The organism is Pseudomonas paraglycinae, from assembly GCF_021601625.1.
Classification (GTDB): domain Bacteria; phylum Pseudomonadota; class Gammaproteobacteria; order Pseudomonadales; family Pseudomonadaceae; genus Aquipseudomonas; species Aquipseudomonas paraglycinae.
Genome location: NZ_BQHR01000019.1, coordinates 98,455 through 120,406 on the forward strand (window position 1 = coordinate 98,455; position 21,952 = coordinate 120,406).

A 21,952-nucleotide genomic window follows, 5' to 3' on the forward strand; every position below is an offset into this window, starting at 1 on the left:
AGCGGTCATCCCTTGCCGGAGGGCGGCAGAGGATGACCGTTGTCCGTCAGCGATGGGCGATGTTTTCCAGCGCCAGGTTACGGGTGCGAGGGCCGAAGTAGCCGATGGTCAGCATCACGATCAGCATGCTGGCGACGATGAACGCCAATACGCCCGGCGTGCCGAAGTGATCGAGGAACAGACCGATCAACAGGCTGCTGAACACCGTCGACAAACGACTGAACGAGTAACAGAAGCCCACCGCCCGGGCGCGGATGTTGGTGGGGAACAGTTCGCTCTGATAGGAGTGATAACTGAAGCTCAGCCAGGCGTTGCAGAAGGTGATCATCACACCGCAGAAAATCAGGCCGAAGGCGCTGGTCTGCAACGCGAACAAGGTGCCGAAGGTCATGGCACCGAGTGCCGAGCCGACGATCTGCCACTTGTTCTCGAAGCGGTTGGCGAATTTGACGAACAGCAACGGCCCAAGCGGGTAAGCGAGGGTGATGATGAACGCGTACATCAGGCTGTGAGTGACGCTGACGCCCTGACCGGAAAGCAGCGCCGGCAGCCAGTTGCCGAAGCCGAAGAAACCGATGGCCTGGAAGATGTGAAAGACAATCAGCATCAACGCGCGGCGGCGATAGGGCGGTTGCCAGATATCGGCGAAACGGCCCTTACCTTCGACATCGACGGCTACCGCTTCCGGCGCGTCCAGTGGCTGGCGGTGATCTTTCTCGCAGCGTGCCTCGATGCCGTCGAGAATCCGGTTGGCCTCATCAAAGCGGCCATGCTGGGCCAGCCAGCGCGGCGACTCCGGCAGACGCTTGCGCAGCCACCAGATGAACAGCGCAAACACCGCGCTCGCCAACACCACCCAACGCCAGCCGGACACCCCGAACGGCGCCTGCGGCACCAGCCACCAGGACATCAACGCCACCGCCGGCACCGACAGGAACTGCACGAAAAACGCGAAGGCAAACGCCGAACTGCGCATGCGTTTGGGCACCAGTTCCGAGAGATAGGCGTCGATGGTTACCAGTTCGATGCCGAGGCCGATGCCCACCAGAAAACGCATGCAGATGATCCCCAGTGCCGAACTCTGCACGCCCATCAGCACCGTGGCCACGGTGTACCAAACCAGCGCGAAGGTGAAGATCGCGCGCCGCCCGAACCGATCCGCCATCGGGCTCAGCAGGCTGGCGCCGAGAAACAAACCGAGGAACGTCGCCGAGGCGAACGCAGCCTGATCGGAGAAACCGAACACGCCCTGATTGCCGGTGGCGAAGATGCCGTCGCGGATCAGGCCGGGGCTGATATAGGCGGTCTGGAACAGGTCGTAGAGTTCGAAGAAACCACCGATCGACAGCAGCGCCACCAGCCGCCAGATCGTGGCGACGGCCGGAAGGCGGTCGATGCGGGCGGAAATCTCGGCGGCGCGTATCGGGTCGATACCGTCGCGTTGCGCGGCGGGGGCGTGTGCAGTCATGGGCTGATCCATTTTTTATTGATGGAAAAGCTTAGCCGGCTATCGGAAATCAAGGATTGTTTATATCGGTGGTTGGCGCGGTAAAACCGCCGATTTCTTGCAATATCCGCTTACCAATTAACGATTTATGTCGCGGGCGCCGGATCGGGCAGCGCAGACGCTGGCAAGCCGAATACCCGGTCGAACAGCCAGTTGAACGCGAAGGTGTAGCAAGGGATGAACACGATCAGCGCCAGATCCAGCAAAAAGGCCTGCACCAGACTGATGTTCATCCACCACGCGATCAGCGGAATCAGGAATACGATCAGCGTCAGCTGGAACCCGACGGCGTGGGCGATGCGCCGTTTCACCGTGCGGGTGCGTGACACCTGGCGGCTTTCCCAGCGCTCGAACAGCGAGGTGTAGATGAAGTTCCAGGTCACGGCGATGGTGGTGATGATCACCGCCAGCGGACCGGTGCTGCCGGGCGATGTGCCGGACAACAGGGCGAGGCCGAGGGCCGAGAAGGTCATGCCGATCACTTCATAGAGCGACACATAGACCAGTTTGCGTTTGACGCCTTGCATGGGGAATTGCCTCTTTCTTGCGACTTGTGGCCAATGGGACTGGCGAAGGCGACGAAAGATAGCTTCAATATAGATGACAGAAAAAGTCAGTAGCTTTCAGTTTTATTGATAGGTGTGCGAAGTGAATTTCAACAGTGAAAGCATCGAGCTGTTTCTCGCCGTGATCGAACGCGGCTCGTTTTCCGCCGCTGCGAGGGCATTGGGCAGAGTCCCGTCGGCGGTGAGCATGGCCATCGGCAATCTGGAGGCGGAACTCGGTTACTCGCTGTTTGATCGCAGTCACCGCGAACCGCAACCCACGGCAATGGCGCTGTCGCTGGTGCCCCATGCTCGGTTGATCGCCGATCAGCTCAAGCAATTGCAGGTGCATGCGGTGCAGTTGTCGCTGGGGCTTGAGAGCAAATTGTCGATTGGCGTGGCGGCGGATATCGATCGCCGACGGTTGCTGACGGCGATCAAGGATCTCAGCGAGCGTCATCCACTGCTCTACATCGAAGTGCTGACCGCGCCGCAGGATGATGTGCTGGCGATGCTCCATAGTGGCCGGGTCAGCGTGTGTCTGGCGTTCGCCGGGTTAAGCGTGAATGTGCTGGAGCGTTTTCAGTTTGTCGGCAGTGAGCGGATGATCGCCACGCTGGCGGCGGACAGCCCGTTGTTGCAGGGGCAGGATCTGTTTCTTGAGGACCTGGTGCATGTGCGGCAGATCGTCGTCGGCAGCCGCGACTTGCCGATCAGCGAAACCCGGCCGCTGGTGGCCGAATCCCACTGGCGCACCGACAATCTGGAGACAGCACTGGAAATGGTCGAGGCTGGGTTGGGCTGGGGCAATTTTCCGCTGTCGGTGGTGCAGCCGTGGCTCGATAGCGGACGGCTGAAACGGTTGAACTTCCGCAATATCGAAAACGGCCTGGTGCTGCCGGTGCACGCGGTGTGGCTCAAGAGCCAGCCGTTGCAGAAGGGGGCGCTGGCGCTTGTTGAAATACTCGGCCGGTGATCGTTCCCACGCTCTGCGTGGGAACGATCAACAGGTTATTGCCGTGCGGGGTCAGGTGCTCTCGCGAATCTTCAGCTCGAACCCCATGTCTTCGACCGGCCGCGCCACGCTATTGCCGGCCATCAGCGTCAGCATCTGCTCCGCCGCTCGCTTGCCGATCGCTTCGCGGGGCGTGTTGATGCTGCTCAGGCGCGGCACCATGTGTTCCGACATCGGCAGGTCGTTGAAGCCGAGGATCGCCACTTGCTCGGGGATCCTGATCCCGTTGCGCAGCGCTTCGAGCAGGGCGCCCTGAGCCAGGTCGTCGTTACCGAAGAAGATCGCATCGACATCCGGATGCGCCGCCAGCAGTTGCAGGAACAACTCGCCGCCCAGGCCCACGGACGATGAACGCGGGGTCAGCACTTCCAGATCCGGGTCGTAGCGACCGGCCTTCTGTAGCGCTTTGCGAAAGCCTTCGCCACGCAGCAGGGTGCGCTGATCGAGCTGCGCGCCGATGTACGCCAGACGCTTGCGGCCACGGGACAGCAAATGTTCGGCAGCCGTTTCCCCGGCGCTGAGCTGGGAGAAACCGACGCAGTTCACCCCGGCCGCGCTGTCCAGCTCCATCATGTACACGCAGGGAATGTTGCTGGCCTCGATCATCCGCCGCGAGCTTTCAGTGCGGTCGAAGCCGGTGAGCAGCAAACCGCGTGGCTGATAGGCCATGTAGTTGCGCAGCAGGTTTTCTTCTTCATCGCGGGAATAGTGGAAGTTGCCGATCAGCACCTCGAAACCTTTGGGCGTCAGTACCCGATGAATGGCTTCCAGGGTGTCGATGAACAACAGGTTGGACAGCGAAGGCACCAGAACCACCACCGAATGGCTCTGGGCCGAGGCCAGAGCGCGGGCGGCGGGGTTGACCACATAGTTGAGTTCCAGCGCGGCTTTCTGGACTTTCTCCACCAGTTCGGTGGCAACCGTGCTGACCCCACGCAGGGCGCGCGAGGCGGTAATCGGGCTGACGCCGGCCAGACGGGCGACTTCATTGAGGGTGGGACGGCCGGTGGTGCGGGTGTTTTTATCGTTTTTAGGGGTGGTCATCGGGCGGCTTGCCAAACAAAAATCAAGGCACTAAGGTAGCGCTGTCCTTATGCAGCTGCAAATGCGTAAGCGAGGTCCTGCCTGATCCTCGCTTTTTGGCGTACCGACAAAACCTGCTGCAACCCAAAAAAACGACAAGAAGGCGTCGGCAACTTCTGCCTGTGCACTAGAGTCATAGCTAGCAAAGGTAGCGCTGTCTGCGCGCTGAGGTGTTACATGAATCATCCCATCACCGCCCTGGTCATCATGGGCGTTGCCGGTTGCGGCAAGACGTGCGTCAGCGAGGCCCTGTGCCAATTGAGCGGCGCCACTGCCATTGAAGGCGATACTTTCCATCCGGCCGCGAACATCGAAAAGATGAGCGCGGGGATCCCCCTGAATGACGAAGACCGTGCCGGCTGGCTCGACAGCCTGTGCGATGAACTGCGTCGCGTCGATGCCCTGGGCGAACGCCCGGTGCTGACCTGCTCGGCCCTCAAACACATTTACCGCGAACGTCTGCGCAGCGCCTTGCCGGGCCTGGGCTTCGTGTTCCTCGAATTGACGCCTGAAGTGGCCGCCGAACGTGTGTCCCACCGTCCGGGCCATTTCATGCCAGCCACTTTGATCGAAAGCCAGTTCGCCACCCTCGAATCGCCCAAGGGCGAGCCGTTGACCCTGGCCCTGAATGCTTCGATCCACAGCGTTGAAGAACTGGCGTCGCAAGCCCACGTCTGGTGGCAGGCCCATGGCCTGAAACAGGCGGTATGAGTGTGATTGCGAAGATAGCGCTGTCCTTTCGACTTCTGATTAACCCGCTTTAATAACAACAACAAACCAGGAGACACCCCCAATGTTTGGCATGTCCCATGACGCCTATCTGCTGCTCGATGCAGTAGTCACGGTGATCGGGCTTATCGTCCTGATCACCAAGTTCAAGCTCCATCCCTTCATTGCCCTGACCATCGCCGCTGCGTTCCTCGGCCTGACGTCCGGCATGCCGATCGGCACCATCATCAAGGCGTTCCAGGACGGCTTCGGTGGCGTGCTCGGTTTCGTCGGCATCATCCTTGCGCTGGGTACGATGCTCGGCAAGATGATGGCCGAATCCGGCGGTGCCGATCAGATCGCCCAGACCCTGATCCGCGCCTTTGGCAAGGACAAGGTTCAGTGGGCGATGATGTTCGCCGCGTTCCTGGTGGGCATTCCGCTGTTCTTCGAAATCGGCTTCGTGCTGCTGATTCCGCTGGTGTTCATCGTGGCTCGCCGCACCGGTGTGTCGATCATCAAGATCGGTATCCCGCTGCTCGCCGGCCTGTCCGCCGTGCACGGCCTGGTGCCGCCGCACCCGGGCCCGCTGCTGGCCATCGGCGTGTTCGGTGCCGACATCGGCAAGACCATTCTGTACGGTCTGATCGTCGCGCTGCCGACCGCCATCATTGCCGGTCCGATCTTCGGTACGTTCATCGCCAAGCACATTCCCGGTACGCCAAATCAGGAACTGGTCGATCAACTTGCCCGTGAGTCGGACTCGCAGGATCTGCCAAGTTTCGGCATCACCCTGGTCACCGTGCTGCTGCCGGTGTTCCTGATGCTGCTGAAAACCTTCGCCGACGTGGCGCTGCCGGACGGTCATTTCTTCCGCACCTGGATGGACATGATCGGTCACCCGATCTCGGCACTGTTGCTGGCATTGCTACTGTCGCTGTACACCTTCGGCTACAAGCAGGGCATCGGTTCTCAGCAGATGCTCAAATGGCTCGACGCGAGCCTGGCGCCGACTGCCGCGATCATCCTGATCATCGGTGCCGGCGGCGGCTTCAAGCAGATGCTGGTGACCAGCGGCGTGGGCGACGTGATCGGCCACATGGCGGTCAGCGCGCAGATCTCGCCGATCCTGCTGGCGTGGCTGGTGGCAGCGGTGATCCGCATCGCGACCGGTTCGGCCACCGTGGCGACCATCACGGGAGCGGGCATTGTGGTGCCGGTGGTGGGGATGATTCCGGGCGTGAACCGTGAGTTGCTGGTGCTGGCCACCGGTGCTGGCTCGCTGATCCTGTCCCACGTCAACGATGCCGGTTTCTGGCTGGTGAAGCAGTACTTCAACATGACCGTGGCCGAGACCTTCAAGACCTGGACGGCGATGGAAACCATCCTGTCGGTGGTGGGTTTGGGCTTTATTCTGTTGCTGTCGCTGTTCGTTTAACCTCGAACGCCAGACACAAAAAAACCGCAGCGATGCGGTTTTTTTGTGCCTGGATCGTTCCCACGCTCCGCGTGGGAACGATCATCACCTCAGGATTTGGTCACGAGGCCATCCGCGCGGAACATCCCGCGAATCCCGCGTACTGCCTGGCGAATCCGGTCCTGGTTTTCGATCAGCGCAAAGCGCACGTGATCGTCGCCGTACTCACCAAAGCCGACACCCGGCGAGACGCAGACCTTGGCCTCGGCCAGCAGCTTCTTGGCGAATTCCAGCGAGCCGAGGTGCGCGTAGGCTTCGGGAATCTTCGCCCAGACGTACATCGAAGCTTTCGGGTTCTCGACCATCCAGCCCAGTTCATGCAGGCCTTTGACCAGTACGTTGCGGCGCTGGCGATATTGCTCGGCGATGTCGCGTACGCACTGCTGATCACCTTCCAGCGCAGCAATCGCGGCCACCTGCAGCGGGGTGAACGTGCCGTAGTCGTGGTAGCTCTTGATCCGCGCCAAAGCGCTGACCAGTTCCGGGTTGCCGACCATGAAGCCGATGCGCCAGCCCGCCATGTTGTAGCTCTTGGACAGGGTGAAGAACTCCACCGCGATGTCCTTGGCACCCGGCACCTGCATGATCGACGGGGCTTTCCAGCCGTCGTAGACGATGTCGGCGTAAGCCAGGTCGTGCACCACCAGCACGTCGTACTGTTTGGCGAGAGCAATCACCCGCTCGAAGAAATCGAGTTCCACGCACTGCGCGGTCGGGTTGGACGGGAAGCCGAGGATCATCATCTTCGGTTTCGGGATCGAGCCGCGAATCGCCCGTTCCAGCTCGGCGAAGAAGTCCACGCCCGGCACCAGCGGCACCGACCGCACCTGGGCGCCGGCAATCACGGCACCGTAGATGTGAATCGGGTAGCTCGGGTTAGGCACCAGTACCGTGTCGCCCTGATCCAGGGTCGCCAGCATCAAGTGCGCCAGGCCTTCCTTGGAACCGATGGTGACGATGGCTTCGCTTTCCGGGTCGATCTCGACCTCGTAGCGTTCCTTGTACCAGTTGGAAATCGCCCGACGCAGGCGCGGAATGCCCTTGGACGTGGAGTAACCGTGGGTGTCTTCGCGTTGTGCAACCTGCACCAGTTTTTCAACGATGTGCGGCGGCGTGGCGCCGTCGGGGTTGCCCATGCTCAAGTCGATGATGTCTTCGCCACGACGTCGGGCGGCCATCTTCAGCTCGGCGGTGATGTTGAAAACGTAAGGGGGGAGTCGATCTATGCGCGCAAAGCGGCGCGGCGAACCTTGTTCAGCCATTGTTGCCTCGGATAACGTAAGCGCCCGGAACCGTCCGAGCGACGCTGGTCACTGCGGTGACCTGTGGCGGACGATAAGGGCAGCGATGGCAGACTGTCCAGCGTGCACGACAACAATTTTTTCCCAAGGAAAACGGTTAATGGAATTCACCAGCGGCTTTTTGTTGAGCCTTTCGCTGTGCCTGGATATCGGCGTGGCCAACATCGCGATGATCACCCTGGCGATGCAGCGCGGCTATTTTCAGGGCTTCGCACTGGGTCTCGGCACCTGCGTCGGCGACCTGATCTACGCGGTGCTGGCGCTGGCCGGGATGACCGTTCTGCTGCAATACGAAACCGTGCGCTGGGTGCTGTGGATCGGCGGTTCAGCGCTGTTGATCTACTTCGCGGCGAAGATGATCTATTCGGCGATCCACCACGAGGCGCAACTGGCGGCGATCGCCGAGGTCGGCCAGAACTCCCATCGCAAGGAATTCTTCCGTGGGATCTTTCTCGCCATGTCGTCACCCAGCGCCATCCTCTGGTTCGCGGCAGTGGGCGGCACGTTGATCGCCCGTTCCGGCGGCGGCGGTCCTTTGAGCTCGGCGCTGTTCCTCGGCGGCTTCCTGTGCGCCGGGCTGTTGTGGTCGGCAGGCCTGTGCTTCGCCGCGAGCCATGGCGGCAAGTTGCTGGGCGACAAACTCCTGCGCTATTCCTACATGGCATCTGCAGCGATCTTCTGCTATTTAGCGGTCTACGTGATCGTATCCGGTTATAACGAGTTCGTCGGTTCCGGCGCCGCCGAGGCCCTGCATACGCTGTAAATGTGCGAATCGGGTTTGGCTTCTATACTCCCAGCCGAACCCACTTTTTTCGTTCAAGGAGTCGAGTCATGGATGAGCAAAAACGCGTCGAAGTGGCTGAACCTCGCTTCGAACATGGACACTTCCTGCTGATTGCAGGATTTCGCGATCGCTTCACTCAAGAGACCGTTCAGGACATCCCTGCGCTGTGGGAAAAACTGATCCCGCACATCGGAAATATTCCGGGGCAGAAGGGTGAAGTGACCTACGGTGTCTGCAGCAATTTCGACGGCAACGGCGGTTTCGATTACATGGCCGGGGTCGAAATCCGCAAGCTGGACGACTTCCCGCAGGAAAAGTATCCGTGGATCGAAGTCCTGCCGCGTCAGTACGCGGTGTTCGAACACAAGGGTTCGCTGGATCAGTTGCCGCAGACCATTGACTACATCTACAACACCTGGCTCCCGAATTCCGAATACAAAGGGCTCAACGCCCCGGAGCTGGAACGCTACAGCGCCGATTTCAACCCGAAGCTCAATACCGGCAAGCTGGAAATCTGCGTCCCGGTGGAAAAGAAAACCTGATCGGCAACCGGCAGCGCGAACCCGCTTCGCGCTGCCGGTCGAGTTTCACTTGCCCTTGATCCGTCGTGCCCGCAACAGGTCGATGCCCAAGGTAATGAAGCCGAAGAAGCTGATGCCCAACACCATCAACAAACCGATTTCCACGCTGCTCATAAACGGTTCCCTCCTCGGGTGATCAGAGACAGGCGTCAGAAATAGACCGTCCCGATTCCGAAGAAAAGCGCTTATACGCAGGCTTTACGCTGCCCGTGCGGATCGATATGAACACCTTATTCCTTTATCCTTGGCGGCCTTGTTTCCACTGATTTCGAGCCGCCATGAACACCGTCATCCGCCACGTCACCGCCGCCGACCTGGACCGCTGCTACGCCATCGAAACCCTCGCCTACGAGGGCGACGAAGCCGCGACCCGCGAGAAGATCGCCACGCGCATCGCCACCTGGCCGGACGGTTTCATCGTCGCCGAGGTGGACGGGCAGGTGGCCGGGTTCATCAACTCCGGTGCAGCGTTTGATGTGCAGATGTCCGACGAGGCATTCAAGGAACTGATCGGCCACGACCCGGCGGGGCCGAACGTGGTGATCATGTCGGTGGTGGTGCACCCGGATTATCAGGGCCTGGGTCTGGCCAAGCGCCTGCTGGGCGAGTTCATCGAACGCATGCGCGAGCAGGGCAAGGCGACGATCCACCTGATGTGCAAGGAACGGCATATCCCGCTGTACGCCGGATTCGGTTTTGCCTACATCAAACCGTCCGAATCCGACCACGGCGGGATGGCGTGGCACGAGATGATCCTGACCCTTTGAAGAAGAACCCCTGACCTGATCGTTCCCACGCAGAGCGTGGGAACGATCGGTGGGCGGGGTCAGTAGAGGGTGTCACGTACTCTGGCCGGGGCCTCGCGATCATAGGCCTCGGCATCAAACTGCCCATCATTCAGCCGCTTGTGAAAAGCCCCTGCGGTCGGCAGCGCCGAGCGCGGCAAGTGGGTTTCAGGGTTCCACGCATCCGAACGCACAAACGCTTTCGAGCAATGAAAGAACGCCGCCTCCACCGCCACCAGCAACACCGTGCGCGCCGGTTTGCCGTTCACCGCGAAGCTTTCCAGCAATTCGGGATCAGCGCTGATGGTCGCCGTGCCATTGACCCGCAACGTTTCGCCAATCCCCGGAATGATGAACAGCAGCGACACCCGCGGATCGTGCAGCACGTTGCGCAAGGTATCGATGCGGTTGTTGCCGGGGCGATCCGGCAGGGCCAGGGTGCGCTCGTCGATGATCCGCACAAACCCCGGCGCGTCGCCGCGCGGAGAACCGTCGATGCCGTCGGCACCCACCGAGTTGACAATCACCAGCGGCGAGACCCGGACCATCGCCTGATAGTCCTCGTTGAGAAAGCCGATCTGCTTGCGCACCGCTCGTTCGTGGGGCAAACCGTAGATGGCTTCCAGCGCTTCGGTTGAATCGATCATCGTTGCTCCCTCGACGATTAGAAGAACAGCCCCATGCGCCGCTCGTAACCGATGCGGCCCTTGTACGCTTCGCCGCTGTCGACAAAGCCGTACTTGGCGTACAGCGCAATCGCGGCGTCATTGTCGGCGTCCACCGACAGTTCCAGCCCTTTGATCTCCGGCCAGGCCTGGCGCGCAACTTCCGGCAACGCCAGCAGGCAGGCCTTGCCATAACCCTTGCCCTGGGCGCGGTGATCGACCTGCAACGCATGCAGGGTGGCGCTGTGTTCATCGGCCCAGTCCGGCAGAACCGGCGGGCGCTTGAGCAGCAGGAACGCCACTGGCTCATCTTCTGCCAGCAGGGCAAAACCCTTCACGCCAGGACCGGGTTTCGACAGCAGCGTATGCAGGGCGCCGTGGATATCGCCGGAGAACTTGATCTGCTCGGCGTGGATTTCAATCGCTTCGACTTGCTGACGCTGCAAGGCGTTAAGGCTCTCGTACGGTACGAGTTTGGCTGACACGGGAATTTCCTTTTTCCTACAAAGATGAGCCTCGGATTCTAGCGATTTTGTCTTCTCCGGAATTTTTTTGTTTCAACTGTCGATCCGGCAAATCGCCGAACGACTAAGGGTGTCTTCACAACAAAAACCAGGGAGAAACCCCATGAGTACGCAAGCGCAGATTCAAAGCCTGATCGACACCTACCGCGAGGCGGTGATGACCAAGGACGCGGAAAAAGTCATGGCCCTGTACGCCGACGACATCGTCTCCTTCGATGCGATCAAGGCCCTGCAATTCAAGGGCAAACCGGCCTACCGCGCGCACTGGGTGGATTGCATGGAAATGTGCCCCGGCCCGCACATTTTCGAATTCCACGAAATCGCCATCGAGACCGCCGACAACATCGCTTTCGCCCACTGGGTCGCCAACTGCGGCGGGACCAATGAAAAGGGCGAAACCCAGAGTTGCTGGATGCGCGTCACCGCGTGCTACCGGCAGGTGGGCGGGGCGTGGAAGATCGCCCACGAACACTGGTCAGCACCGTTCGACCCGATGAGCGGCGCGACCCTGTTCGATGTGCAACCCTGATCTTCAGCCATAGTTGATCCGTCCGATTCAGGAGAACGCCATGAAGTATTTATGCCTGGTCTACAGCGATGAGCGCCTGCTGCATTCGTCGCCCGACAGCCCGGAAGATGCCGAGTGCTGGGCCTACGCCGAGTCGATCCAGGGCAGCGGCCGGATGGTCGCCGCCGAAGCGCTGGAGTCGGTGCAGACTGCCACCACGGTGCGCATGCGCAACGGCAAGCTGTCGATCACCGACGGCCCGTTCGCCGAGACCAAGGAGCAGTTGGCCGGTTTCTACCTGATCGACGCGCGGGATCTCAACGAAGCGATTCAGGTCGCCGGCAACATTCCGGCGGCCCGGGTCGGCAGCGTCGAAGTGCGTCCCGTGCGCCAGTTGAATGTCTGAGGTCCGGGCGCGGGTCGAGCAGGTCTATCGCGAAGACTCGCGACGGATCCTCGCGACCCTGATCCGCCTGCTCGGCGATTTCGACCTCGCCGAAGAAGCCCTGCACGAGGCGTTCTTCGTCGCGGTCGAGCGCTGGCAGCGCGACGGCGTGCCGGACAATCCGCGAACCTGGCTGGTGTCCACCGGGCGCTTCAAGGCGATCGACGTGCTGCGCCGCCGCGCACGGTTCAAGGCCTCGCAGCCGTTATTGCTGGCGCAACTGGAAGAACTGGAACAGTCCGAATGGGACGCCGAAGACGTGGAAGACGATCGCCTGCGCCTGATCTTCACCTGCTGCCACCCGGCGCTGGCGGCGGACGCGCAAGTACCGCTTACCCTGCGTGAAGTCTGCGACCTCACCACTGAAGAAATCGCCCGCGCATTTCTCTCGGCCCCGGCGGCGATTGCCCAGCGCATCGTGCGCGCTAAGGCGAAGATTCGTGACGCGAAAATCCCTTATCAAGTGCCGAGCCTGAGCGAATTGCCCGAGCGCCTCGACAGCGTGTTGCGGGTGATTTATCTGGTGTTCAACGAGGGTTATTCGGCGTCCGGCGGCGCTCAGGTGACCCGCGAAGACCTGACCCGCGAGGCGATCCGCCTCGGGCGGTTGTTGCTGGAGTTATTGCCGGATCCGGAAGTTATGGGGCTGCTGGCGTTGATGTTGTTGCATGAGTCGCGGAGGTCGGCGCGCTCGACGCCAAGCGGTGAACTGATTTTGCTGGATGATCAGGATCGCGGATTGTGGAATGCCGAGCTGATTGCCGAAGGCTGTGAACTGGTGGAAAAAGCGCTGACCACGGGACGTTTCGGGCCGTACTGCCTGCAAGCGGCGATTGCGGCGGTGCATGCCGAGGCGCCCACGGCAGGGGAGACGGATTGGGAACAGATCGTCGGGCTGTATGACGTGTTGCTGCGGGCGGTGCCGTCGCCGGTGATCGAGTTGAACCGGGCGGTGGCGGTGGCCAAACGTGATGGGGCGCTGGCAGGGTTGACCCTGGTTGAAGGGATTCTGGACCGTGGAGAATTGCAGGATTACCACTTGGCGCATTCGGCGCGGGCGGAGTTTTGTCGGCAGTTGGGGCGGGTTGAGGAGGCGCGGGCGGCTTATCGGCGTGCCCTGGAATTGACGCGGCAAGAGCCGGAGCGGCGGTTTATCGAGGGGCGGCTTTCGGCTTTGGATCGCTTGCCCTCACCCTAGCCCTCTCCCGGAGGGAGAGGGAACCGATCCGGGAATATTGGAGATATGCGCCGACGTGAGAGATTTGCTCTGAATCCATAATCGACTCGATATTTCAAGTCGATGTATGACGTAAGACACCTCGGTCAGTTCCCTCTCCCTTCGGGAGAGGGTTAGGGTGAGGGCGCTTTTGATTTTGCCTTTCGCCTTTAGCTTTTAGGCCTGCTGCCGAGTCGCAGCCATCACAATCTCGCGAATACAAACCCCCTGCGGCTGCCCATACGCATAAGCAATCGCCGTCGCCACATCCTCGGCACTCAACACCGTGCCACCCATGTCCTGCTTCCAGGCCTGATACCCGGTCTTGATCGCCTCATCCGTGGTATGGCTCAGCAACTCGGTCTCCACCGCACCCGGCGCAATCGTGGTCACCCGCACGTTATGCGGCGACAACTCTTCACGCAGATTCTCCGACAACCCATGCACCGCAAACTTGGTGCCGACATACGCCACATGGTTCGGGAACGTCTTGCGTCCGGCCACCGAGCTGACGTTGATGATCGTGCCGTGCTTGCGCTCGATCATCCCGGCGACCACCGCGTGCACGCCATTGAGCAGGCCCTTCACGTTGACGTCGAGCATCTGGTCCCACTGCGCCGGGTCCTGCTTGCTCATCTCGCCCAGCAGCATCACCCCGGCGTTGTTGATCAGTGCATCGGCAGGGCCGAACTGCGCTTCCGCCTCGGCCACAGCGGCCAGCAACGCGGCGCGGTCGGTGATGTCGACGCGGCGGCTGAGGGTGTTCGGCAGGGCCAGTGCTTCGAGGCGTTCGATGCGCCGGGCCAGCAACAGCAGCGGATGGCCGGCAGCGCTCAAGCGGCGGGCGGTGGCTTCGCCGATGCCCGAGCTGGCGCCGGTGATGATGATCAATGGCTTGCTCATGGTTGAACTCCTGAGATAAGAAAAACAAATAACCAGATTCGTGACGCAGTATATTTAGTCCGCTGGAGGCTGAAAAATGCCTTATTCCTCTGTCTGCTATCGGAATCTCCTATGGATATCCGCCATCTCAAAGCCTTCCTCGCGGTGTTCGAGGAACGCAACATCACCGCCGCCGCGCAACGGCTGTTCATCAGTCAGCCCACGTTGTCGGTGACCATCAAACAGCTGGAAGAAGAACTCGGCGCGACGCTGTTCGTGCGTCAGCCCCGTGGTGTGGAAGTCAGCGACGAAGCGCGTCTTCTATACCCGCAGGCACGGCGGATGGTGGCCGAGTCCGAGGCACTGAGCCGGATGTTTCGCGGCCGCGAAAACCGTGCGCCGCTGACCCTCGGCATCGAAGGCGACATCGCCGCCAGTCACATCGAAGCCTTCGTGCGGATGGCCCATCAGGCGTTGCCCAATCTGTTGCTGACCCTGGAAGAGGGCTGTCACGGCGATGGTCGATTGGCGGTCGAGGAAATGTGCTGCGAGGACGAACTGTTCCTGCCGCTGTGGGAAGAGTCCTATGTGATGGCGCTGCCTCTCGATCATCCGATGGCAAACGCGCAGGCCGGCTGGGCGCCGATCGAGGACTGGATCACCTGCCCACAGCATCCTTCACATCAGCGGTTGATGGCGCTGTACGGACGCTCGCCGGAAGCGGTGGCGGGGCATGCCGGTTCACTGCAACAGGCGTTGCACATGGTGGCGGCGGGTGTCGGCGTGGCGATGTTGCCGCAGTCGCTTGTCAGCAGGCATGAACGCATCGTCGTGCGCGCGCTGCACCTGCCGGCGCCGACCCGGCGGGTGGGATTGTGCTATGCAGCGCAAGCGCTGGAGTTGCCGACGATGCGCGGGTTGCACGCGTATTTTCAGGTGAACCGCCCGCTAGCCATCGAGGCGGCCTGAGCTATTCCAGCATCTTGCTCAGCAACCAGCTGCCCGCCGGCCCCGGCGGGTACAGCCGCGACCACAGCGCATCGACGAACACCGGTTTCGGCCAGCCGCGCACCTTCAGTTCCACCAGCAAATCATTGCCGAAACGCTCCACCAGCCAGCGTGGCAGCGGGGCCCAGCCAAAACCTTTCTCGGCCATTTCCAGCAGCATCAGGTAACTCGGTGCCGACCACACCCGGCCTTTGCCGCGACTGTCATAGGGATTGACGATGGTGGCCAGGCGCAGTTCGCGATGCTGCTCAAGGACCGTTTGATCGATGGATTCCTGAGTCGCCAACGGATGCCCACGACCCACAAACAAGGCGATTTCAGTGCGCTCGGCGACGGTCGCGGTTGCCAGGTCCGGCGGGTAGTTGTCCTGCATCTCGGCAAACGCCAGATGCGCCCGACCGCGCTGCACCAGTTCGACCAGGTCATCGCACTCGGCGATCAGGCATTCCAGTTCCAGATCCGGATAACGCTGCTCGAAACCCACCAATGCGGCTTCGAAACGGTCGGACTGATAAGTGTCGGAAATCGCCACCGTGAGTTTCGGCTCAACACCTTGGGCCAATTGCCGGGCAGTCATTTCCAGTCGGCTGGTGGCCGACAGAATCGCCTCGGCCCGTTGTAGCATCACGTGGCCGGCCGGGGTCAGCGTCGGCTTGCGGCTGCTGCGGTCGAACAGCACCAGGTCCAGATCGATCTCAAGACTGGCCACCGCCGCACTCACCGTCGACTGACTGCGCCCGAGTTTGCGCGCCGCCGCCGAAAACGAACCTTGAGTCGCCGCCTGGACAAACGCCAGCAACACTTCCTGAGATGCCATGAACTATCGCCTTGATCGATGGTTATTGGTTATGAAGTATCGGTTCGGTGCTGGATCATGGCAACCATCTTCACAGAGGACTTCGGCCATGACTGCCAACAAATCCATCACTGAGCGTATCTTCCAGGCCATCGGTTTCGAACTGCTGGCGATCCTGATCTGTACCCCGTTGCTGGCGTGGATCATGGGCAAGCCGCTGGTCGAAATGGGCGCCGTCACCATCGCAATCGCGATGTTGGCCCTGGGCTGGAACGTGGTGTTCAACGGCTTCTTCGACCGGATGCTCAAACGCTGGAACATCGCTCACAACGCCTGGGTGCGAGTGGCGCACGCGCTGCTGTTCGAGGGCGGGTTGATCGTGATGGGCGTGCCGCTGATTGCCTGGTGGCTGTCGGTCAGTCTATGGCAGGCGTTCCTGCTCGACATCGGCGTGCTGCTGTTCTTCCTGCCGTACACCTACATCTACCACTGGGGTTATGACGTGGTGCGCGAGCGGCTGGTGATGCGCAGCGTCTGCCAGAACTGAAAACAAAAAATCGCAGCCTGTGAGGGCTGCGATTTTTTTTGTCCGGGATTTTTGCAGGGTTTAGAGAAACATCCCGCCCGACGCTTCAATCCGCTGACCATTGATCCACTGCGCCCCCGGCGACAGCAGCAGCGCCAGCGCACCGCCGATGTCATCCGGCTGCCCGGCACGGCCCAGCGCGGTGTTGCTGGCGACCATCGCATTCAACGCCGAATTGTCGCGCACCGCGCCGCCGCCGAAGTCGGTTTCGATGGCGCCCGGTGCCAGGATATTCACGGCGATCTGCCGCGCCCCCAGCTCCTTGGCCTGATAACGGGTCAGCACTTCCATCGCGCCTTTCATCGCCGCGTAAGCCGCGTAACCCGGCAGGGTGAAGCGGGCCAGACCGCTGGAGATGTTGATGATCCGCCCGCCATCGTTGATCAGCGGCAGCAGTTGCTGAGTGAGGAAGAACGGCCCTTTCAACTGCACGTTCATCAGCAGGTCGAACTGCTCCGGCGTGGTGTCGGCGAAGGAGGCATGCACGCCAATCCCGGCGTTGTTGATCAGGAAATCGAAGCGCGGACGATCAAGTTGTTGCAGCGCTTGCTCGACCCGCACGGCGAACTCGGCAAAACCTTCGCTGCGCCCGACATCCAGTTGCAGCATCACGGCTTGGGCGCCGAGGGTTTCCAGTTCCTGCACCAGCGCCTGGGCTTCATCGGCGCGGCTGTTGTAGGTGCCGATAATGTCCACGCCTTGCGCGGCGAGGTGCAGGGCGGCGTTCTTGCCGAGGCCACGGCTGGCACCGGTGATCAATGCGATTTTGCGGTTCATGGGTCTTCCTCGATGGCAGTGACGGTTGATGGGACACAGTTTATTTATCCGCCATGGGGTGATAAACAAACTGAAACCGAAATCACTGGTCGGATTGTCCGAACAATCAATGGGTGGCCCATGAACAAACTGGAACTGCTGCGCACCTTCGTCCGGGTCAGCGAATTGTCGAGTTTCACCATGGCGGGGGAGAGTCTCGGGCTGCCGCGTTCAACGGTGTCCGAGCAGGTACAGGCGCTTGAAACCCTGCTCGGCACGCGGCTGCTGCAACGCACGACGCGCAAGGTCCAGGCGACTCAGGACGGCCTTGCGCTGTACGAGCGAAGCAAGGATCTGCTGTCGCACATGGACGAAATCGAGAACCTGTTCCGCCAGGACGAAGCGTCGCTGACCGGGCGGATCCGGGTCGATATGCCGAACATTCTGTCGCGACGGCTGATCATGCCGAAGCTGCCGGAATTCATGGCGCGTCATCCGAATCTGGAGCTGGAAATCAGCAGCACCGATCGCCGGGTCGACCTGCTCGCCGAAGGTTTCGATTGCGTGGTGCGCATCGGCGCGCAACCCGATCAGTCGGTGGTGGCGCGGCATCTGGGGGACTTCAGCATGATCAACTGCGCCAGCCCCGCGTATCTGGAGCGCTATGGCGTGCCGCAGACACTTGAAGATCTGGCGCAGCATCGGTTGGTGCATTACGTGGGGGTGCTGGGTTCGCGTTCCGAAGGGTTTGTTTACGAGCAGGACGGGCAGGTTCACCGGGTGCCAATGGCGGGCAGTGTGACGGTCAACAGCACCGATGCCTACGAGTCGGCGTGTCTGGGGGGATTCGGTCTGATCCAGGTGCCGCGAACCGGGATGAACACCTATCTGGATACCGGCGAGATTGTCACCGTGCTGCCGCAATACACCGCGCCGGCGATGGGCATTTCACTGTTGTACGCGAGGCAGCGGCATCTGCCGTTGCGGGTGCGGGTGTTCATGGACTGGCTGGGGGATTTGATTCGTTTGACGCTCTGATTCCTGCGGCAAATCCCTGTGGGAGCAACGGCTCTCACAGGGATTCGGCTGGATCAGAAAATCTGCGTAAACAACCAATACAGACTGCCCGACAGCAGAATCGCCGCCGGCAAGGTCAGCACCCACGCCATCAGCAGATTGCGGATGGTCTTCATCTGCAAACCGCCACCGTTGGCGACCATGGTCCCGGCCACGCCCGAGGACAACACATGAGTGGTCGACACCGGCAGGCCGAACATGTCGGCGGCGCCGATGGTCAGCATCGCTACCGTTTCCGCCGAGGCGCCCTGGGCGTAGGTCAGGTGGGTCTTGCCGATTTTCTCGCCGACCGTGACCACGATCCGCTTCCAGCCGACCATGGTGCCCAGCCCCAAGGCAATCGCCACCGCGATCTTCACCCACAGCGGAATAAACCGCGTGGCGTTGTCGATCTGTTGCTTGAACAGTTGCAGCTTGCCGCTGGTGTCGGCGTCGAAGGTGCCGACCTTGTTCTTGTCCATCAGGCGAATGGTTTCGCTGGCCAGGTACATGTCGTTGCGCACGTTGCCCATGGCCTCGGCCGGGACTTTCGCCAGCGAGCCGTAGCCTTTGACTCCTTCACCGATGTGTCCGGTCAGGGAGGCGAGGGCGGGGATCAGTTGCGGCGTGGCTTCCTTGCTGCGCACGTAGTCGGAGAGCACAGCGCGCGGATCGGCCGGTGCCGGCAGTGGCGCACTTTTCACCAGCGCTTGCTGGGTCACTTGGGCGACAGCGGCGAATTGCAGCGACTGTTCTTCCGGCATGGTGCGGTTCAGCGCATAAGCCATCGGCAGGGTGCCGACCAGAATCAACATGATCAGGCCCATGCCTTTCTGGCCGTCGTTGGAACCGTGAGCGAAGGACACGCCGGTGCAGGTCAGGATCAGCAGACCGCGAATCCACCACGGTGGCGGGGTGTTGCCTTCCGGCGCCTTGTACAGCGAACGGTTCTTCACGAACGCGCGCAGCGCCAGCAGCAACAGCGCCGCACAACCGAAGCCCACCAGCGGCGACAGCAGCAGCGCGTAACCGATCTTGGTTGCCTGAGCCCAGTCCACACCGCTGGTGCCGTCGCGGCCGTGCATCAAGGCATTCGCCACGCCGACGCCGATGATCGAACCGATCAGCGTGTGCGACGACGAGGCCGGCAGGCCCAGCCACCAGGTGCCGAGGTTCCACAGGATCGCCGCGATCAGCAGGGCGAAGATCATCGCGAAACCGGCGGACGAACCGACTTGCAGAATCAGCTCCACCGGCAGCAACGCAATGATGCCGAACGCCACCGCGCCGCTCGACAGCAGCACCCCGAGGAAGTTGAAGAAACCCGACCACACCACGGCCACATTAGGCGGCAGCGAGTGGGTGTAGATCACCGTGGCCACGGCGTTGGCGGTGTCGTGGAAGCCGTTGACGAACTCGAAGCCCAGCGCAATCAGAAGCGCCACGCCGAGCAGCAGGAACGGCGTCCAGGTGGTGACCACCGTGCCGAGTTCGTGCATGTCGTGCATCAGGCTGTAGGCGGTGAACAGCATCCCCATCGCCAGTACCGCGAAAAACACTACGTAAGTGAACGGGCCGGTTTTCTTGTCGAGGGCCGGCCTGCCACTGGCAGCGGGGGCCGGGCTGGCGGTCAGGGAGGGAGTAGCCATGGGAGGACAATCCTGAGCGGGGGAAGGAGTGTCGCCCATGATCGTTGCTAAATATTACAGAGAGGCTGCGACAGATCAGTGTTCGGTCTATTAGCCGATCCACTGATCCGAATTCAGCCAGTAACACTGTGGGAGCGAGCTTGCTCGCGATTGCGGTGTGTCAGCAAAGGAGATGTCATCCGGGTGTCCGCATTCGCGAGCAAGCTCGCTCCCACAGGAGATCGGCGCTTAGTAATCCCGCCGCTTGCGAAACGCCCAGCGCCCGGCGATCACGGTGAACGTCGCCACCAGCGCCACCAGAATCCAGAACCCTTCCGGATCGGTAGCCAGCGGCACGCCGCCGACGTTCATGCCGAAGAAACCGGCAATGATGTTGATCGGCAGCGCCAGCACCGTGACCACGGTCAGGGTGAACAGCGTGCGGTTGCTCTGTTCGTTGAGGTTGGCGGCGATCTCTTCCTGCAACAGCTTGATCCGCTCGCCGAGGGCGGTCAGGTCGTTGATGATCAGCGCGAACTCCTCGGTGGACTTGCGCAACTCCTTCACGTCTTCCTTCTGCAACCACGGCGGTGGTCGGTTGAGCAGGCGCAGCAGCGAACCCGGTTCCAGCGCCAGCAGCCGTTGCAGGCGCACCAGCACCCGCCGGTTGGCGCCGAGTTCGGCGCGGTTGGTCGACAGTCGCGAGGACAGCAATTCGTCCTCGACCTGATCGACGCTCATGCTGGTCTTGCGCACGATCTGGGTCAGCACTTCGCCCTGATCGCGCAGCAGATGCACCAGCAGTTCCAGCGGCGAACGAAAGCACTCGCCGGACTTCACCGAAGAACGCAGCTTGTCCACCGAGTGCAGCGGTTGCAGGCGCGCACTGACGATCAGTTTGCTGCGCACGCAGACCCACAGCGTCGACACGTCCGATGACACCATGCTGCTGAGGTTGAACACCACATCGTTGACCACCGCCAGCAACGCCGAATCGACATGCTCGATGCGGGTCGAACGCGAACCTTCGTGCAGCGCTTCGAAAAACTCTTCGGGCAATTGCAGATGGCTTTTCATCCAGCGCTCGCACGCGGCGTGCGCCAGGTTCAGGTGCAGCCAGAGAAATTCATCGCCCTCGCTGTCGTCTTGCAGACAGCGCAGGGCGGTCGCCGAATCCACCTCGCGCCCGCGTTCGCCGGGGCGAAAGCGAAAGCCGTAAAGCAGGCCGAACAGGTCAGGATCACGATGACTGATATCGAGGCTGTGGTTCATGAAGGCTCGCTGCGAGGAGGCGTCTGTCGCGGGGATTTGCAGATTCACCTGAGCCACATCATCGCCATGTCACATGACGCTTGTGTGACGGCAGGGTGACGTTAAATCCGAGTGGCCAGTGACTGTGTACCGGTTCGGTTACCGAGTCGGTACACAGTCGATCTCAATTCGTGCAGACCGCCGCCGATGCCCGGTTATCTATAACCGGCATTGGAGATTTCCCATGGTCAGCATCACGTCTGTTTCGATCAATCAGACCGTTACCACGCCCACCAGCAAAACCTCGATTGCCGATACGGGCGACGACACTTCGACCACCGCGGCGGCCAGCACCGGCGTGAAAGCCGACACCAGCAAAGTGGCCGCGGGCGGCGGTGCGGCGCCGGCGGGGGACAGCAGTTCCAGCAGCGAAGAATCGGATACCGTGAAAGAACTGCGCAAGCAGATTGCCGAGTTGCAGAAGCAGTTGCAGGAAGAGCAAAAGGCGCTGCAAGCGGCTCAGGCGAAGCAAGAAAGCCAGGATGCCAAGGCGGCGGATGTTGCGGCGGCGCAGTCGCAGATTGCTACGACGTCGGCTTCGTTGCAGACGGCGACGGCGGCGTTGTTGGCGGCTTTGCAGGGTTCGGATTCGAGTACGTCGGGTTCGCTGGTCAGTACCTCCGCGTGAAGCCTTTTCCCCTCACCCTCGCCCTCTCCCCGAGGGAGAGGGGACTGACGGAGTTGAATGTTCGAGTTACGCCGACCTGAAAATCTTGTGTCGAACTCAGGTTTAGAAACCCATGGAGATCGGCTCCCTTGCCCCCTCGCCCCCTTGGGGGCGGTCC

General features: G+C 61.3%; 24 protein-coding genes. 13 read left to right on the top strand and 11 right to left on the bottom strand.

Annotated elements, in window-relative coordinates; translation table 11 throughout:
• Positions 1-46: 46 nt before the first annotated feature.
• Together L6D82_RS24135 and L6D82_RS24140 are read right to left on the bottom strand one after the other, a co-directional pair.
• Entirely contained in the window at positions 47-1,468 is a 1,422-nt protein-coding gene (locus L6D82_RS24135) for an MFS transporter (protein ID WP_007951130.1), read from the bottom strand.
• A 125-nt stretch (positions 1,469-1,593) separates the two neighbouring features.
• On the bottom strand, positions 1,594-2,034 hold the full coding sequence (locus tag L6D82_RS24140; RefSeq protein ID WP_102687278.1) for a PACE efflux transporter: 441 nt from the start codon (positions 2,032-2,034) through the stop codon (positions 1,594-1,596).
• A gap of 121 nt (positions 2,035-2,155) precedes the next feature.
• On the opposite strand from L6D82_RS24140, the gene L6D82_RS24145 reads away from it, so the two are divergent.
• The gene (locus L6D82_RS24145) at positions 2,156-3,028 is read left to right on the top strand and encodes a LysR family transcriptional regulator (protein WP_102717286.1); all 873 of its coding nucleotides are present in this window, start codon (positions 2,156-2,158) and stop codon (positions 3,026-3,028) included.
• Positions 3,029-3,079: 51 nt separating this feature from the next.
• On the opposite strand, the gene gntR is transcribed toward L6D82_RS24145, so the two are convergent.
• The gene (gene gntR / locus L6D82_RS24150; RefSeq protein WP_039766142.1) at positions 3,080-4,111 is read right to left on the bottom strand and encodes an HTH-type transcriptional regulator GntR; all 1,032 of its coding nucleotides are present in this window, start codon (positions 4,109-4,111) and stop codon (positions 3,080-3,082) included.
• Between the two features lie 216 nt (positions 4,112-4,327).
• On the opposite strand from gntR, the gene L6D82_RS24155 reads away from it, so the two are divergent.
• Complete coding sequence (locus L6D82_RS24155; RefSeq protein ID WP_007951121.1) at positions 4,328-4,861, top strand: gluconokinase; 534 nt, start codon at positions 4,328-4,330, stop codon at positions 4,859-4,861.
• 82 nt (positions 4,862-4,943) lie between these two features.
• The gene (locus L6D82_RS24160; RefSeq protein ID WP_102717287.1) at positions 4,944-6,296 is read left to right on the top strand and encodes a GntP family permease; all 1,353 of its coding nucleotides are present in this window, start codon (positions 4,944-4,946) and stop codon (positions 6,294-6,296) included.
• An 89-nt stretch (positions 6,297-6,385) separates the two neighbouring features.
• Here L6D82_RS24160 and alaC read toward each other — a convergent pair whose 3' ends face one another.
• Positions 6,386-7,597 (bottom strand): alanine transaminase, encoded by a 1,212-nt coding sequence (alaC, locus tag L6D82_RS24165; RefSeq protein ID WP_085606535.1) that lies wholly within the window; start codon positions 7,595-7,597, stop codon positions 6,386-6,388.
• A 139-nt stretch (positions 7,598-7,736) separates the two neighbouring features.
• Here alaC and L6D82_RS24170 point away from each other — a divergent pair, with 139 nt between their 5' ends.
• The 3 genes from L6D82_RS24170 to L6D82_RS24180 all read left to right on the top strand — a co-directional run bounded on the left by L6D82_RS24170 (position 7,737) and on the right by L6D82_RS24180 (position 9,768).
• A complete protein-coding gene (locus L6D82_RS24170) occupies positions 7,737-8,399 on the top strand; it encodes a LysE family translocator (RefSeq protein ID WP_236191812.1) in 663 nt (220 codons plus the stop codon).
• Positions 8,400-8,467: 68 nt separating this feature from the next.
• Positions 8,468-8,962 carry a GyrI-like domain-containing protein gene (locus L6D82_RS24175; RefSeq protein WP_085745162.1) on the top strand — a complete coding sequence of 165 codons (495 nt, stop codon included), beginning with the start codon at positions 8,468-8,470 and terminating at the stop codon, positions 8,960-8,962.
• Between the two features lie 317 nt (positions 8,963-9,279).
• Positions 9,280-9,768: a GNAT family N-acetyltransferase gene (locus tag L6D82_RS24180; RefSeq protein ID WP_007951113.1), complete on the top strand. Its 489-nt coding sequence runs from the start codon at positions 9,280-9,282 to the stop codon at positions 9,766-9,768.
• A gap of 59 nt (positions 9,769-9,827) precedes the next feature.
• Here L6D82_RS24180 and L6D82_RS24185 read toward each other — a convergent pair whose 3' ends face one another.
• Together L6D82_RS24185 and L6D82_RS24190 are read right to left on the bottom strand one after the other, a co-directional pair.
• Positions 9,828-10,433: a pyridoxamine 5'-phosphate oxidase family protein gene (locus L6D82_RS24185; RefSeq protein ID WP_236191813.1), complete on the bottom strand. Its 606-nt coding sequence runs from the start codon at positions 10,431-10,433 to the stop codon at positions 9,828-9,830.
• Between the two features lie 17 nt (positions 10,434-10,450).
• Positions 10,451-10,936 carry a GNAT family N-acetyltransferase gene (locus L6D82_RS24190; RefSeq protein WP_129974175.1) on the bottom strand — a complete coding sequence of 162 codons (486 nt, stop codon included), beginning with the start codon at positions 10,934-10,936 and terminating at the stop codon, positions 10,451-10,453.
• A 142-nt stretch (positions 10,937-11,078) separates the two neighbouring features.
• On the opposite strand from L6D82_RS24190, the gene L6D82_RS24195 reads away from it, so the two are divergent.
• The 3 genes from L6D82_RS24195 to L6D82_RS24205 are packed head-to-tail and all read left to right on the top strand — an operon-like array spanning position 11,079 to position 13,126.
• The gene (locus L6D82_RS24195) at positions 11,079-11,504 is read left to right on the top strand and encodes a YybH family protein (RefSeq protein WP_129974174.1); all 426 of its coding nucleotides are present in this window, start codon (positions 11,079-11,081) and stop codon (positions 11,502-11,504) included.
• Between the two features lie 40 nt (positions 11,505-11,544).
• Positions 11,545-11,889, top strand: coding sequence for a YciI family protein (locus L6D82_RS24200; RefSeq protein WP_007951101.1), 345 nt, complete (start codon positions 11,545-11,547; stop codon positions 11,887-11,889).
• Complete coding sequence (locus tag L6D82_RS24205; protein ID WP_236191814.1) at positions 11,882-13,126, top strand: RNA polymerase sigma factor; 1,245 nt, start codon at positions 11,882-11,884, stop codon at positions 13,124-13,126. The genes L6D82_RS24200 and L6D82_RS24205 overlap by 8 nt, the downstream gene beginning before the upstream one ends.
• Positions 13,127-13,321: 195 nt before the next feature.
• Here the strand turns inward: L6D82_RS24205 and L6D82_RS24210 are convergent, their stop codons facing one another.
• Positions 13,322-14,047: an SDR family oxidoreductase gene (locus L6D82_RS24210; protein ID WP_011335572.1), complete on the bottom strand. Its 726-nt coding sequence runs from the start codon at positions 14,045-14,047 to the stop codon at positions 13,322-13,324.
• Between the two features lie 111 nt (positions 14,048-14,158).
• On the opposite strand from L6D82_RS24210, the gene L6D82_RS24215 reads away from it, so the two are divergent.
• Positions 14,159-14,995 (top strand): LysR family transcriptional regulator, encoded by an 837-nt coding sequence (locus L6D82_RS24215; protein ID WP_236191815.1) that lies wholly within the window; start codon positions 14,159-14,161, stop codon positions 14,993-14,995.
• Between the two features lies 1 nt (position 14,996).
• Here the strand turns inward: L6D82_RS24215 and L6D82_RS24220 are convergent, their stop codons facing one another.
• A complete protein-coding gene (locus L6D82_RS24220; RefSeq protein ID WP_129974171.1) occupies positions 14,997-15,851 on the bottom strand; it encodes a LysR family transcriptional regulator in 855 nt (284 codons plus the stop codon).
• A gap of 88 nt (positions 15,852-15,939) precedes the next feature.
• Here L6D82_RS24220 and L6D82_RS24225 point away from each other — a divergent pair, with 88 nt between their 5' ends.
• On the top strand, positions 15,940-16,377 hold the full coding sequence (locus L6D82_RS24225; protein WP_007951096.1) for a multidrug/biocide efflux PACE transporter: 438 nt from the start codon (positions 15,940-15,942) through the stop codon (positions 16,375-16,377).
• A 60-nt stretch (positions 16,378-16,437) separates the two neighbouring features.
• On the opposite strand, the gene L6D82_RS24230 is transcribed toward L6D82_RS24225, so the two are convergent.
• The gene (locus tag L6D82_RS24230) at positions 16,438-17,193 is read right to left on the bottom strand and encodes an SDR family NAD(P)-dependent oxidoreductase (RefSeq protein WP_236191816.1); all 756 of its coding nucleotides are present in this window, start codon (positions 17,191-17,193) and stop codon (positions 16,438-16,440) included.
• A 120-nt stretch (positions 17,194-17,313) separates the two neighbouring features.
• On the opposite strand from L6D82_RS24230, the gene L6D82_RS24235 reads away from it, so the two are divergent.
• Positions 17,314-18,210 (top strand): LysR family transcriptional regulator, encoded by an 897-nt coding sequence (locus tag L6D82_RS24235; RefSeq protein WP_236191817.1) that lies wholly within the window; start codon positions 17,314-17,316, stop codon positions 18,208-18,210.
• 53 nt (positions 18,211-18,263) lie between these two features.
• Here L6D82_RS24235 and L6D82_RS24240 read toward each other — a convergent pair whose 3' ends face one another.
• Both L6D82_RS24240 and L6D82_RS24245 read right to left on the bottom strand, forming a co-directional pair.
• A complete protein-coding gene (locus L6D82_RS24240) occupies positions 18,264-19,877 on the bottom strand; it encodes an inorganic phosphate transporter (protein ID WP_236191818.1) in 1,614 nt (537 codons plus the stop codon).
• A gap of 228 nt (positions 19,878-20,105) precedes the next feature.
• Positions 20,106-21,128: a transporter gene (locus tag L6D82_RS24245; protein WP_085606510.1), complete on the bottom strand. Its 1,023-nt coding sequence runs from the start codon at positions 21,126-21,128 to the stop codon at positions 20,106-20,108.
• Positions 21,129-21,351: 223 nt separating this feature from the next.
• Between L6D82_RS24245 and L6D82_RS24250 the strand changes: the two genes are divergently transcribed.
• Positions 21,352-21,795, top strand: coding sequence for a hypothetical protein (locus L6D82_RS24250; protein WP_236191819.1), 444 nt, complete (start codon positions 21,352-21,354; stop codon positions 21,793-21,795).
• Positions 21,796-21,952 lie beyond the last annotated feature (157 nt).